Here is a 12,292-nt window from a genome sequence, read left to right on the forward strand (position 1 = left end):
GATTGGCGGGAAGGATGGGATGTACCGCAGCCCGTCACCACCCGAGAAGGCCCCATGAACGGATCGACCCTGCAGAAGACCGCCGCCGACTGCGCGGAGGAACTTCCCGGAGCTCGGCTGGAGCACCCCTTCGGCCCCGACTGGGAAGTCTTCAAGGTCCGCGGCAAGGTGTTCATGCTGATGACCGAAGTCCCGGGGCGCCCCGTCGTGATCCTCAAGGCCGACCCCGGCGAGGCCCTCGCCCTGCGCGAACGCAACAGCCACATCACCCCCGGCTACCACATGAACAAGAAGCACTGGATCACGCTGGAGGCCGGGGAAGACGTCGACGAGACGCTGGTCGAGGAGCTCGTCACCGACTCCTACTTGCTCGTGGTCTCGCACCTGTCCAAGGCCGAGCAGCCTGTCGACCCGCACACCTACGGCAGCGGCACGCGGGCGGCTCGGTGAGCGCGGCCGGTGACCGGCTCCAAGACGCCGCACGCGCCACGGCCCTCGCGCTGCCCGGGACGGACCACGGTTACCCGTTCACCGAGCACTTGGACGTGTACAAGGTGGCGGGCAAGGTGTTCCTGATCGTCACCGACGACCCGGACGACCAGATCATCACGGTCAAGTGCGAACCCGAACACGCCCGCGCGCAAGAACGTGGCTATGCCACGATCACACCGGGCCGCTATCTCGACAAACGGCATTGGATCTCGTTGGGGCCGGGCCCCGGCATCACCGCGCGACTGGTCGTCGACGCGGTCGAGAATTCCTACGACCTGGTCGTCGAGCAACTGCCGCGACGCGACCGCCCAGAGGCTCGATGAGCGCCGCGAGCCTTCCCGCCGGCGGCTGAGCCCCACGCTCGTCCGTGTCCCGTGCAACGCTGGCCACGCCCGCACACGTCCCGTCTCCGACCCGGGAGTCCGATGGAACCGATCCTGCCGCCAGTGATCGACTCGGGCCTGGCTGCGCGAACTTCAGGGGGCACTGGCCGAGGAGCTCGATCGCGACATTGCTCGCCGCGTTCTTCATCGCCGGCTACAGCGCGATGCTGGTGGAGACCGCACGCCGCCGCATCGCAGGCGAACCGACGAACACCGTCGTGCAGGATCCCAGGTCGTCTCGTCGTCCCACTGCTCGCCGATCTTGACGAAGCCGTAATGCGATGCCAGCTGGCAGGCCGGGTTGTCGGGGCTGATGGTGACCCGGACGGTGCGGACTCGTGAGTCGTCGGCGGCTCGGCGCAGCAGGGCTTCCAGCGCCGCGCGGGCGTAGCTTCGGCGCCGGTGTACCGGTTCGACGGCGTAGCCGATCTCCACCGTCCCCGGCGCGACTGGGATGCATCATCGGCCGGTACCGGTCGCAGACCAAGATCGCTGACGTCGACCTCGAGATCGGGTGTGAACACCTCGTTGAACCGTTCGTAGCGGCCGGCGTCACAGAGGTGACCGTGGAGGGCGATCACCTCATGAATTTCCAGACGGTCGCCGACGCTCCTCCCCAACCCCCGTTCACTGGGTGCCGCCTTGGCCGAGGCCAGCAGCGCGACAGGACATGTCGCACTCTCCGCGCATGAGCGCGCGTCGGGCACCGTGCGATCAGCGGCTACCCGTTGCACCGCGTGTTCTACGGCCGTCTACAGCGCGAGCATCGCCGTGGTGACTTCGGCGGCTGCCGCGTCGGGGATCGCGGTGGCGGCCTGGTCGAGCACGAGCAACCGCGCGCCGGGGATCTCTCGCGCGAGCGCCTCGCCGTTGCCGACCGGGAAGAACCGATCGTGGCGGCCGTGCACCACGAGCGTCGGCATCGCGAGCTGGGGGAGTCGCTCGCGCCAGCGTGGCCGGCAGTCCAGCCTGGAGAACACCGTGCCTAGCTGGTTGGCCATCTGGATCGCGGGCTCGGTGCCCGGCGTGCGGTCGAAGACGCGCCCGGCCCTCGTGCGGGCTGCAGCGGGGTCGTCGCCGAGGATCGCCGCCGCGGCGGCGGCGCGCTCCGCGACGGCGGCGCGGTCGGACCAGTCCGGTGTCGGTAGTGCAAACAGCTGACCCATCGTGGCCGCGTCGTGGTCGGGAAGGTCGTCGTCGACCGGGCCGGGCGCGACAGGCCGGGTCCCGGCGAGGGTGAGCGCCGAGAACGCGCCTGGGTGGTCCAGCGCGGCGACCTGGGCGACCATCCCGCCGACGCCGATGCCCGCCAGGTGCGCCGGCCGGTCGTCGAGGCCGTGGGCGAGGGCGGCGGCGTCGGCGGCGAGGTCGCGCAGTGTGTACGCCGGTGCCTCGGGGTCGACGGTCGTCGACGTGCCGGAGTCTCGCAGGTCGTAGCGCACGACGTGGCGTCCGCCGTCGGCGAGCGCCGCGCACAGCGCGTCGGGCCAGGAGAGCATGGTCGGGCCACCGACGAGTAGGACCACCGGCGCCGCCGGGTCGCCGAAGCGCTCCAACCCGAGCCTGACGCCATCGGGCGCGCGAAACGAGAGGACCGTCGATCGCATCGTCAACCTCCAGAACAGCCGCGGGAACGTGGCACGCGCGCCACGTTCCCGCATCAGCCGAGTTATCCGGTCGTAGGACGACGAACGGGATTGCCGTGGCACGACACTGGCGACCAAGTTCGCGCCTGCTGGGCGAACATCCCGTCATCGGCATGAGCGCGCGTCCGGTCATCCGCCGTCGACCGGCTCGCGGCATTACGGGACGTTCAGCTGTCCCTTGACTGCCTGCCCGACCTCGCTTGATGCGGCGTTAGACCTCGCCGCGGTCTTCGTGCTCTCGTTGCTCGGCGTCGAAGCCGGCTTGGTAGAACTCATCCTCGCGGCGCCGGTCCCGCGCCCGCTCACGGCGGCGCAAGGCAGCACTGTCGTCGTCGGGCTGGTCGGCGAAGCGGCCGGCGACTCCTGCCACCGGCTTCGGTGACGACTTCACGGCCGCCACGACGACCATGATGATGGCTGACCACAAACACAGCCCGGACAGCACGGCTTTGCCCAGCGCAGCCATGATCAGAGCGCCGGCCACCAGGCTGCCGATCCAGATGTATTTTCGCGACCGTTTCCTCGGTGGCATCGATCTCTTTCTTGTCGTGGCCAAGTCGACCAGGGGCGGCACCGCTCCGAGGTTGGCCAGCCGGTTGATACCTCAAGCAGTCGCTTCCCCTCCCTGCCGCGTTACCCGGCTCGAAGGCTGATGTCCAGCTCATCGCGCTCAGCAGCACGAGCGCGCCATGCGCGCTCTCCCCGGCCAGCCGAGCTCATTGCGCGCCATCACAGGCGACTCAGGACCGTCCGATCCTGGGCGATCGGCGCGATCACGATGATCAGGTTGGCCGTTGCGTTCGCTGGTTTGTCCAAGAGTTCTTGGTGGACTTTTCTGGTCACCGCTGGCTGGCGAAGAAGTCGAGCGTCAACGGATAGGCCCGTTTCGCGGAAGTGTTGTGGTCCACGCGGCCCAGGTCGGTGATAGGCGTCGTGACACCCCGGCCCTGGAATGCTTCCTGGCACTGGGTGGAGTTGCCGATCGGGACCAGTTCGTCGCCTCCGGTAGCGGCGAACAGCCGGACGGCGGCATGTGGTGTCCACCCGGTACACGACCTGTCACTGGCCCGCGCCGCGTGCAGCACGGGGCCGGTCGGGCGCCGGAGTTGCTGGACCGCCCAGTCGGTGAGCAGGTCCGCTGGGGTGTCGGGCAGATTCGCGGCGATGTTAAGCCCTGAGTGCATGCCGTCGAAGAGGCCTTCCACGACCGTGTCGTACGGCGCGCGGAATGCTCGGGAAGGCTGGCCGTAGATGGTGTACAGCCGGTTCATGGCCGTCAGGTAGTAGGCGGTGGAGATCGTGGCGAGTTTGGGCACGATCGTTCCGTCCAGAGCTCGGGGGAATTGGGTGCCGAACAGGTCGTAGATGCCGCTGACACCGGCGATGGCGCGGACGGAGAAGCGTGGATCGGCGCCCTCCTGCAGGGCGCGGCCGAGTGCCATGGCGGCCGGTCCACCTTGGGAGAACCCAGTGAGCAGCATCCGGCGGTCCAGCGTACGGCCCGTCCGGCGCACGAAGGTGTCCGCTGCACGCAGCATGTCCACCGACGCGCTGGTTTCCGTCGGGAGGTCGAGGTAGGGATGCGGGCCGTCGCCGGTGCCCAGACCGAGGTAGTCGGGGGCGACGGTGGCGTAGCCGGCCGCCGCGAACGTGATCGGGGCGAGCCTGTTGGTATCCGAGTTCACCGAACCGGCTTCCGCCTTGGCGGCGATGGTTCCGTGCTGGAAGCCGACCGTCGGGAGCCGGTGCCCGCCACCACGGGGCAGGGCCACGGCACCACTGGCGGTGATCAGCCGCCCGTCCGTGCCAGTGGTCCGATACTCCAGCCGGTAGGCGTCCACCCCGTGACGGACCGATCCGGTGTCGATTCCGTGCCCGGCGAGCAGTTCGGTCACCTGGGCCGGCGTCAGGCCTGTGATCGGCACGGCCGAGAGCAGCTCCCCCCTTCCGGCTGGGCCGGCCTGCGCAGGGGAAGCCGCGGTCGTGACCAGCCCGATGAGGCCGGCCGACATCGTTACGACCAGGATGGTTTTGATCATGGATCGAGGCTAGGAGTCCGGTGTCGCATGATCGATCCGGTAGGCCCCCGTAATCAGGGTGGGGCTAGCCGGATAAGGCCGCGCGCTGGTGACGCCAGCGCGGAGCCGGATGGCTGGTCGCCGGTCTCCGGCGGCAGCGTGAGGGCGAGGAAGACCTGCTGGCCCGACGCGCGCCGAGCGCGAGGGCTTGGCTCAGCTCGGTGAGGTTGAAGGTCGTGGCGCCGCGTCGACCTGACAAGGTTGCACCATGCAGAACAGCGACGACGGAGTTCCGGCAGGCAACGTCACCTTCCGATTGGCTGATGCCGGCATGCGCCCGGTGGTTGAACAGTTGGGACAGCTCGAACGGCATGACTTGTCGCGGTTGACGGGAGACCTGCCGGGACCTGAGGGGCTGTTCGACTTCCCGCGACTGTCGCGGTTCTTCACTGACGCAGACCACGATGCCTATCTGATCTACTCAGACGGACGGCTCGCGGGCTTTTGCCTGATACGCCCCTTCGAGGGCGCGGCCACATTCATCCACGCGTTCTTCATCGTTCGGGCTCTACGGCGTCAGGGCGTCGGGCTGGCTGCCGCCACCGACCTCATGCGGTCACGTCGGGGACGCTGGGCGATCGCCTTTCTGGAGGAAAACGCACCGGCAGCACGTTTCTGGAGGCAGGTAGCAGCCGAGGTCGTCGGCGAGAACTGGACTCAGGAACTCCGTCGCCATCCGGACGGTGTTCATACCTTTACCTTCATCCACGTTGATGTCGACCAGGACGGGCGCATTCCGCACTGACCGCATCCACCGACGCCGGCCGCACGCACATCGGCTACTTGAGACTGGGCGGCAGGACCGGGTCCGGCCAGACTGTGGTCCAGGTGCTCGGTGAGTCGCTCCCGCATTGCGGCTGCCCGCCGGTGTCATTGGTGTGGCTCTCTCATGGCATGCGTCTCGCCGGGCACCGTGCGAGGAGTGGCCGGAAAATTCGGCACGGACCAGATCGGCATGGCGTTACTCGGGGTGGTGAGGGGCCTTGACACTGCTCACGGCGTCGGGCTATTTCCTGACTCGGTAGTACATTGCGACGACGCGGTGCGGAGGGGATGCCGGTGCCTGTCCCCCGTGCCCGCGCCGCGCCGTCGGCTGGGTCAGGTGACGACGATCTTCCCCGTGCTCTGCGGGTAGATCGGGTCGTTGTAGAAGAACTCGCCCTTCTTCGCGAAGGTGTGCTTGAAGGATTGCCCCGGCATCAGGGTGCCGCTGTCGAACTCGTACTCGAAGAACGACACCGCGCCGTGGGCGGAGGCGTTGCCCGGTGGATTGACGAACGTGATCTCCGTGCCTATGGGGACGGTCAGGTGCTGGGGTGCCATGGCGGTCTGCGCGATCGTGTTCTCCTGGGCGCCCGGTGCCCCGGCGGCGGTGTCCCAGACGCGGCCGAGGGTGACCGTGTTGTGGGCGGCCGCGGCGGTGACCGCGGCGGCGCGGATCTGGTTGCGCTTCGACGGGGGAGTCGGCGCGGGCGCCGGCGCGACCTTCCCGCCGAGCTTGAACGCCCAGAGGTGGTCGCCCTTCGGGATGTCGGGGTAGGGCAAGCCGTTGCCTCCGGCGAAGACGGCGAGGTACTGCTCGCCGTCGATCTGGTAGCTGATCGGACTGGTGTGGACACCCGCGCCGCACTGGAACCGCCACAGCTCGCGTCCGTCGACGTCGTTCATCGCCAGCAGGTTCCCGTCCGGGCCGCCCTGGAACATCACACCGCCGTCGGTGGTCAGGATGCCGTTGCCGTGCGCCAAGGACCACTCACCGTCCTTGCTCCACACCAGCTTGTTGGTGCGCGGGTCGACCGCGGCGAGGCCGCCGGCGAAGTACTCGCCGTACGGACGCGCGGTGTTGACCCGGCCGCCGATGGTGTTGGAATAGGCGGAGTTGACGAGACCGTAGCCGACGTACACCCAGCCGGTGCTGGGGTTGAACGAGACGTGGGACCAGTCCGCGCCGCCACCGGCGCCGGGGAAGATGATCGTCGCGCGGTCCCAGTGCGTCGCGAACAGGCCGCCGGTGGGGTAGAAGGGCACCGGGCGGGTCGAGTTGTCCAGCCGCGGCTCCTGCGGAACGAACGGGTCGCCTTCCGGGAACGGCTGGGTCGGCGCGGTCTTGTGCCGCGGGTCCTGCGGAACCGGGCGTTCGGTGATGCCCTGGACCGGTCTGCCGTCGGTGCGGTCGAGGATGTAGTACATCCCGACCTTGCTGCCGTAGACGACGACCTTGCGCAGCTTGCCGTCGATGCGCAGGTCGATCAGGACCGGCGCCATGACGTTGTCGTAGTCCCAGATGTCGTGGTGCACGGACTGGAAGTGCCAGCGCCGCTTCCCGGTCTTCGCATCGATCGCGACGATCGTGTTGGCGAAGAGGTTGTCGCCGCCGCGGGTCGAGCCGTTGGTGCGGGGGTAGGGGTTCCCGAAGGTCCAGTAGACGAGCCCCAGTTCGGGGTCGACCGCGGGGTGGATCCACGGTACGGCGCCGCCGGTCTTCCACGACTCGCCTTCCCAGGTGTCGTGGCCGAACTCGCCGGGGCCGGAGACGGCCCAGAAGGTCCAGGCGATCTTCCCGGTCGCGGCGTCGAGGGCGTACGCCCGGCCGCGGGCGCCGGAGGTGCTGCCCTGCATGCCCACGTAGATGAGCCCGTCGGAGTAGACGACCGCGCCGGCGAGGCTGCCGATGCTGCCGCCGCACTGGCCGTTCGCAGGATCGCACGGCTCGGGTGTGCCCTGCGACGCGTCTTCGGTCAGCAGCTGGGTCTTCCACACGACCGCGCCGGTGTTCTGGTCGAGCGCGTACAGGATGTTGGCGCCAGAGGTCGAGAACACCTTGCCCTGGCCCAAGGCCACGCCACGCATGTTGGTCGTTTCCGTGCCGACGGTGGTTTTCCAGCGCACCGCGCCGGTCCGGCCGTCGACGGCGAAGACGTTCTGCTGCGTGGTCTGGACGTAGAGGACGCCGTCCTGCGCGACGATCGTGCTCTGCTGGGCCCGCGACGTGTCCCCGCCTTCGAGGTTGACGTGCCAGGCGCCGCCGAGCCGATGGACGTTCTGGCGGGTGATCTGCCGCAGCGGTGTGTGGTTCTGGTTGCCGAGGTCGCCGCCCACCTTGGTGAAGTCCCGGCCCGGCTTGCCGAAGGCCTCGGGCTGGCGCGGGGTGTCCACTGTGGTCGGTGCGGCGGCGGCCGGCTGGGCCGCGAGCACGGTGCCCGCCACGGCGGCTCCTGTCGCACCGGTCAGGAATTTGCGTCGATCCATCGGCTGAGCCTCTCTTCGTTGAGGAAACGCGCGCTGCGACGAGATGAGCCAAGCGGCTAATGGGTCCATCTAGTGGTACTCTCGGACCGCTCGACGGGTGAGTCTAGGGCGGCGTCCGGCGAGTCACAAGAGTGTTCGCCTCTTGTTCCGGCCGCGGCTGCCGGGGTACGGTCTCGGAACGCTAGGCGGACCGTTAGGACCGCTCTGCGGACCAGAGATCCGTGACTCGAAGAGGAGTGCCGGTATGCCTTCTGTTGTGGAAACCGTTGCGGTGCAGGGGGACGAGCGAGTCCTCCCGTTGTGGTCGGAGCCCGTGGTCGAGTGCTACGAGACCCGCCCGGAGGTCACCGCGTACGCCGGCGAGAGCGGGCCGTGGCGGGCCCGCTGAGCCGGGCGGAGCTGTCCGACGCCCTGCTCCGCCTCGAAAAGCGCTACTGGGCTCACCACCCGTTCCACCTCCGGCTGCACGAAGGGGGCTGCACCCCGGCGGACCTGCGCCGGTGGGTGGCCAACCGCTGGTACTACCAGAAGTGCCTGCCGCAGAAGAACGCCGCGATCATCGCGGCCTGCCCGCTGCCCGAAGTCCGCCGTGTCTGGGTGGACCGCATCGTCTTCCACGACGGAGCGAACCCGGGCGAAGGCGGCCTGGAACAGTGGCTGAGCCTGGCAGAAGCTGTCGGGCTGAGCAGGGCGGAGGTGCTCGACGAGCGGCACGTGCTGCCCGGCGTCCGGTTCGCCGTCGACGGCTACCTGCACTTCTGCCGCACCAAGCCGTGGATCGAAAGCGTCGCGGCGGCCTGCACCGAACTGTTCTCGCCGGGGCACATGACCGATCGCGTCAACGCCTGGCGGGAGCACTACGACTGGATCCGGTCGGAGGGCTTCGCCTACTTCGACCGCCGGATCCCCGCCGCCCGCGAAGACAGCGCCCTGACGCTGCGCCTGGTGCTCGACCACTGCGTCACCGCCGACCAGCAGGAGGCCGCGATCCGGGCGCTGACCTTCAAGTGCGACGTGCTCTGGGCCGTGCTCGACGCGGTGGACTACGCGGGGGCGTCATGACGGTGACCGCCGAGAGCCGCCTCGGACTGCGCCCCGGCGTGCGGATGGAGTTCGACCCCGTCCGCGGTCGTCCGGTGCTGCTGTTCCCCGAAGGAGTGCTGCTGCTCAACGAGACGGCGATGGCCGTGCTGTCCCGGTGCGACACGCGGCGTTCGGTGGCGGAGGTCGTCGACGACCTCGCCACCGAGTACGCCGGCGTTTCGGCCGGCTCGGTGCTGCGGACGCTGGCGGACTTCGCGAACCGTGGCCTGGTGGGGGAGCCACCGGACGCCCGGCCGGCGCCGGTGTCCCCGAAGCCGTCGGCGGTACCGGTGGAGCGCCGTTCTCCGGTGCCCCTCGGCCTGCTGGCCGAACTAACCTACCGGTGCCCCCTGCAGTGCACCTACTGCGCCAACCCGCTCAACCTCGCCGACTACCGGGACGAACTCGACACGGCCACCTGGCTGGACGTGTTCGCACAGGCCCGTGCCCTCGGTGTCCTGCAGCTGCACCTGTCCGGTGGGGAACCCGGCCTGCGCCGCGACCTCGTCGATCTGGTCGCGGCCGCGCACCGGCTCGGCTTGTACACGAACCTGGTCACCAGCGGGATCTCGCTGAACGCCACGAGGGTCGCCGGGCTCGCCGAGGCCGGTCTCGACCACTTCCAGCTGTCCCTGCAGGACGCCGAGGCGGCCCCCGCCGACCGGATCGCCGGCCGGGCGGCGCACGAGCGCAAGCTCGCCGTCGCCGAAGCGGTCCGCGCAGCCGGGCTGCCGCTGACCATCAACGTGGTGCTGCACCGCGGCAACGTCGGGCACATCCCGGCGATCGCCGAGCTGGCCGGCCGCCTGGGCGCGGACCGGTTGGAACTGGCCCACACGCAGTTCTACGGCTGGGCCCTGCGCAACCGCGCCGCGCTCATGCCCTCGCGCGAGCAGGTCGAGCGGGCCGCCCGGGACGTCGCCGGCGTCCGGGAGCGGTACGGCTACGAGGTCGTGCACGTCGCCGCCGACTACTACGACCCGCGCCCGAAACCGTGCAACTACGGCTGGGGCGCGCGACAGCTGACGGTGACCCCCAATGGGCACGTGCTGCCGTGTCTGGCCGCGGAGACGTTGCCGGGGCTGGAGATTCCTTCGGTGCATTTGGATCCGCTCGAGCGGATCTGGCACGAGTCGCCGGCCTTCCGGAAGTTCCGGGGTACGGACTGGCTGCCGGACCCGTGTGGGAGCTGTGCCCTGAAGGAAATCGACTTCGGGGGCTGCCGCTGCCAGGCTTATCAGCTGACCGGCGACGCGACCGTGACCGACCCCGTCTGCGACCTCTCGGAACACCACGACCTGGTGCTGGACGGCGTCGCGCGCCTGACGCCGGAGCCCGCGGTACCCCGGCGGATGCTGTGAAGGTCCGCTTCCTCGGCACGGCCGCCGGTGGCGGGGCACCGCAGTGGAACTGCGGGTGCCGCGTGTGCGAGGGCGCTCGTGCCGCGGGTGTCTCGCGCACCCAGGACAGCGTGGCTGTCAGCGGGGACGGCCACGCGTGGTACCTCGTCAACGCCTCCCCGGACCTGCGGGCGCAGCTGCTCGCCACCCCCGAGCTGCGTCCGCCCGCGGGCACCCGGGACGTCCCGATCCGCGGCGTCCTGTTCACCAGCGCCGAACTCGACCACACCCTGGGGCTGCTCAGTCTGCGTGAAGCTGCCGAGCTGGACGTCTACGCGACCGAGTGGGTGCACGAAGCGCTCACGACCGCCTTCCCGCTGCAGGCCGTCCTGTCCGGCTACACCCGGGTGCGGCGGCACGATGTCCGTGACGGCGAGTCGATCGAACTGATCGGGGGCCTGCGGGTCACCGCCACCGTGCTCAGTGCCAAGCGGCCCCGGTATGCGGGCGCGCTGGCACCGGGGGACTCGGTGTGCGCTTACCGGTTCGACGCCGAAGGCCGGTCCTTCGTGTACGCACCCGGACTCGCCGCCTGGAGCCCGGAGTTCGAGAAGGCGATCGCCGGCGCGGACGTCGTCGCCCTCGACGGCACCTTCTTCACCGAAGACGAGATGGGGGCGACCCGCCCGGCGTCGGGCATGGGACACCTCGCCGTGCGGGAGCAGCTCCCGCTGATCGAGGCCCACCCGGGGCCGCGGTACCTGTTCACCCACCTCAACAACACGAGCCCGCTCGTCCTGCCGGACACCCCGGAGCTGGCCGAAGTCGTCGCCGCGGGTGCGGACGTGGCCGCCGACGGCCTCCTGCTCGAGCTGTAGCTCGCCTTCCCCCACAGACCCCGGGGCACCGCTGTGCCCGGAGAAAGGTCGGAACCACCATGAAGAGATCAACGACGTTGCTGACGATGTTCGGCAGCGCGGTGACCGCGGCGCTGACCACGGCCGCCGTCATCGGGATGCCCGCCTCGGCGCACGACGGGGGCCGGCAGGGCGCCCAGAACCTCGGCAGCCCCGACTACGGCGTCTGCCGCGGCCTCGACCCGCGCTGCTACCACGACTGGGGCAACTTCGACCTGAGCAAGGGCGTGAAGGTGCTCGTCTACTCGCGCACCGCCGGCCCGCGCCACGCGAACCTCGGCCCGGCGCTCGCCCCGGGCCTCAACCCACCGCGGACCGCGGCGAACGTCGCGCAGAACGGGCTCGTCGAACTGGGCAAGAAGAACGGGTTCGCCGTCGACTGGACCGAAGACGTCACCCAGCTCGCCAGCCCGAGCACGCTGTTCAAGTACAACGCCGTCATCTTCATGAGCACGACGCGAGACACGCTGGACGACTCGGCACAAACCGCGTTGCGGCAGTACATCCGGGGTGGCGGTGGGTTCGTCGGCATCCACAACGCCTTCGGGACCGAGTACAACTGGCCGTGGTACGAGGGTCTGCTGGGCGGCGCGAACTACTACGACCACGGCCCCGCGCAAGCCGGCGTGGTGCAGACGGTGGACCGCAACGACGTGTCCACGAAGGACCTGCCGAACCGATGGGCCTTCACCGACGAGTGGTACAACCTGGTGCCGTTCCCCAGCAACGTGCGCTTCCTGGCGAAGGTCGACGAGAAGTCGCTCGCGCAGGGCGTGGAGGGCTCGATGGGTCATCCGGGCCACGGGAACGACCACCCGGTGGCCTGGTGCCAGTACTACGACGGCGGTCGGTCCTGGGTGACCACCCTCGGCCACGAGAGCTGGGCGTTCACCAACACGTCCACATCGGATGGTGCGGCGTACTTCCAGACGCTGATCGCGAACGGCATCAAGTCCGCGGCAGGTGCGGCTCCGTTCTGCCGTTGAGTCCCCGTGCGAGACGCGCGGCCGGGCGGTTGCCGGCCGGGCGGGTCGGGGGGGGCCCGTCAACCCGGGGTTGATGTGGCGGGCCAGCGGGGCGTGGGGCAGCGGGGGGGGGGTGGCG

General features: G+C 69.6%; 13 protein-coding genes and 1 pseudogene. 8 read left to right on the forward strand and 6 right to left on the reverse strand.

Annotated features, from left to right (window positions below):
- The first annotated feature begins 54 nt into the window (after positions 1 to 54).
- Positions 55 to 450 carry an MmcQ/YjbR family DNA-binding protein gene (locus ACFVYA_RS47430; protein WP_387054887.1) on the forward strand — a complete coding sequence of 132 codons (396 nt, stop codon included), beginning with the start codon at positions 55 to 57 and terminating at the stop codon, positions 448 to 450.
- Positions 447 to 815, forward strand: a complete 369-nt coding sequence (locus ACFVYA_RS47435) for an MmcQ/YjbR family DNA-binding protein (RefSeq protein ID WP_387054889.1) — start codon at positions 447 to 449, stop codon at positions 813 to 815. Before ACFVYA_RS47430 ends, ACFVYA_RS47435 begins: the two co-directional genes overlap by 4 nt.
- A 204-nt stretch (positions 816 to 1,019) precedes the next feature.
- Here ACFVYA_RS47435 and ACFVYA_RS47440 read toward each other — a convergent pair whose 3' ends face one another.
- The 5 genes and pseudogenes from ACFVYA_RS47440 to ACFVYA_RS47460 all read right to left on the reverse strand — a co-directional run bounded on the left by ACFVYA_RS47440 (position 1,020) and on the right by ACFVYA_RS47460 (position 4,560).
- Positions 1,020 to 1,310, reverse strand: coding sequence for a GNAT family N-acetyltransferase (locus ACFVYA_RS47440; protein ID WP_387054891.1), 291 nt, complete (start codon positions 1,308 to 1,310; stop codon positions 1,020 to 1,022).
- A gap of 35 nt (positions 1,311 to 1,345) precedes the next feature.
- Positions 1,346 to 1,609, reverse strand: a pseudogene (locus ACFVYA_RS47445) (nuclear transport factor 2 family protein); the annotation flags it as partial.
- An 18-nt stretch (positions 1,610 to 1,627) separates the two neighbouring features.
- Complete coding sequence (locus ACFVYA_RS47450) at positions 1,628 to 2,482, reverse strand: alpha/beta fold hydrolase (protein WP_387054893.1); 855 nt, start codon at positions 2,480 to 2,482, stop codon at positions 1,628 to 1,630.
- A gap of 250 nt (positions 2,483 to 2,732) precedes the next feature.
- Positions 2,733 to 3,095, reverse strand: coding sequence for a hypothetical protein (locus ACFVYA_RS47455; RefSeq protein ID WP_387054895.1), 363 nt, complete (start codon positions 3,093 to 3,095; stop codon positions 2,733 to 2,735).
- Between the two features lie 265 nt (positions 3,096 to 3,360).
- Positions 3,361 to 4,560 carry an alpha/beta hydrolase family protein gene (locus tag ACFVYA_RS47460; RefSeq protein ID WP_387054897.1) on the reverse strand — a complete coding sequence of 400 codons (1,200 nt, stop codon included), beginning with the start codon at positions 4,558 to 4,560 and terminating at the stop codon, positions 3,361 to 3,363.
- Between the two features lie 247 nt (positions 4,561 to 4,807).
- Between ACFVYA_RS47460 and ACFVYA_RS47465 the strand changes: the two genes are divergently transcribed.
- Complete coding sequence (locus ACFVYA_RS47465; RefSeq protein ID WP_387054899.1) at positions 4,808 to 5,344, forward strand: GNAT family N-acetyltransferase; 537 nt, start codon at positions 4,808 to 4,810, stop codon at positions 5,342 to 5,344.
- Between the two features lie 353 nt (positions 5,345 to 5,697).
- On the opposite strand, the gene ACFVYA_RS47470 is transcribed toward ACFVYA_RS47465, so the two are convergent.
- Positions 5,698 to 7,848, reverse strand: a complete 2,151-nt coding sequence (locus ACFVYA_RS47470) for a PQQ-binding-like beta-propeller repeat protein (RefSeq protein WP_387054901.1) — start codon at positions 7,846 to 7,848, stop codon at positions 5,698 to 5,700.
- A gap of 244 nt (positions 7,849 to 8,092) precedes the next feature.
- Between ACFVYA_RS47470 and ACFVYA_RS47475 the strand changes: the two genes are divergently transcribed.
- From ACFVYA_RS47475 to ACFVYA_RS47495, 5 genes are read left to right on the forward strand one after another with little or no spacing between them, the layout of a single operon-like run.
- Positions 8,093 to 8,236 carry a hypothetical protein gene (locus tag ACFVYA_RS47475; RefSeq protein WP_387054903.1) on the forward strand — a complete coding sequence of 48 codons (144 nt, stop codon included), beginning with the start codon at positions 8,093 to 8,095 and terminating at the stop codon, positions 8,234 to 8,236.
- A complete protein-coding gene (pqqC, locus tag ACFVYA_RS47480) occupies positions 8,221 to 8,910 on the forward strand; it encodes a pyrroloquinoline-quinone synthase PqqC (protein ID WP_387054905.1) in 690 nt (229 codons plus the stop codon). Before ACFVYA_RS47475 ends, pqqC begins: the two co-directional genes overlap by 16 nt.
- Positions 8,907 to 10,292 carry a pyrroloquinoline quinone biosynthesis protein PqqE gene (gene pqqE / locus ACFVYA_RS47485; RefSeq protein WP_387054907.1) on the forward strand — a complete coding sequence of 462 codons (1,386 nt, stop codon included), beginning with the start codon at positions 8,907 to 8,909 and terminating at the stop codon, positions 10,290 to 10,292. The genes pqqC and pqqE overlap by 4 nt, the downstream gene beginning before the upstream one ends.
- Positions 10,289 to 11,149 (forward strand): pyrroloquinoline quinone biosynthesis protein PqqB, encoded by an 861-nt coding sequence (pqqB, locus tag ACFVYA_RS47490; protein WP_387054909.1) that lies wholly within the window; start codon positions 10,289 to 10,291, stop codon positions 11,147 to 11,149. Before pqqE ends, pqqB begins: the two co-directional genes overlap by 4 nt.
- A gap of 59 nt (positions 11,150 to 11,208) precedes the next feature.
- Positions 11,209 to 12,174 (forward strand): ThuA domain-containing protein, encoded by a 966-nt coding sequence (locus tag ACFVYA_RS47495; RefSeq protein WP_387054911.1) that lies wholly within the window; start codon positions 11,209 to 11,211, stop codon positions 12,172 to 12,174.
- Positions 12,175 to 12,292 lie beyond the last annotated feature (118 nt).

It is taken from the genome of Amycolatopsis sp. NPDC058278 (assembly GCF_042881395.1).
Classification (GTDB): Bacteria; Actinomycetota; Actinomycetes; order Mycobacteriales; family Pseudonocardiaceae; genus Amycolatopsis.

What these genes read in the sequence shown, in the direction of transcription:
- ACFVYA_RS47460 (WP_387054897.1), bottom strand. Translation starts at nt 4,560, where the DNA reads ATGATCAAAACCATCCTGGTCGTAACGATGTCGGCCGGCCTCATCGGG.
- ACFVYA_RS47465 (WP_387054899.1), top strand. Translation starts at nt 4,808, where the DNA reads ATGCAGAACAGCGACGACGGAGTTCCGGCAGGCAACGTCACCTTCCGA.
- ACFVYA_RS47450 (WP_387054893.1), bottom strand. Translation starts at nt 2,482, where the DNA reads ATGCGATCGACGGTCCTCTCGTTTCGCGCGCCCGATGGCGTCAGGCTC.
- ACFVYA_RS47475 (WP_387054903.1), top strand. Translation starts at nt 8,093, where the DNA reads ATGCCTTCTGTTGTGGAAACCGTTGCGGTGCAGGGGGACGAGCGAGTC.
- ACFVYA_RS47430 (WP_387054887.1), top strand. Translation starts at nt 55, where the DNA reads ATGAACGGATCGACCCTGCAGAAGACCGCCGCCGACTGCGCGGAGGAA.
- ACFVYA_RS47495 (WP_387054911.1), top strand. Translation starts at nt 11,209, where the DNA reads ATGAAGAGATCAACGACGTTGCTGACGATGTTCGGCAGCGCGGTGACC.
- ACFVYA_RS47470 (WP_387054901.1), bottom strand. Translation starts at nt 7,848, where the DNA reads ATGGATCGACGCAAATTCCTGACCGGTGCGACAGGAGCCGCCGTGGCG.
- pqqE (WP_387054907.1), top strand. Translation starts at nt 8,907, where the DNA reads ATGACGGTGACCGCCGAGAGCCGCCTCGGACTGCGCCCCGGCGTGCGG.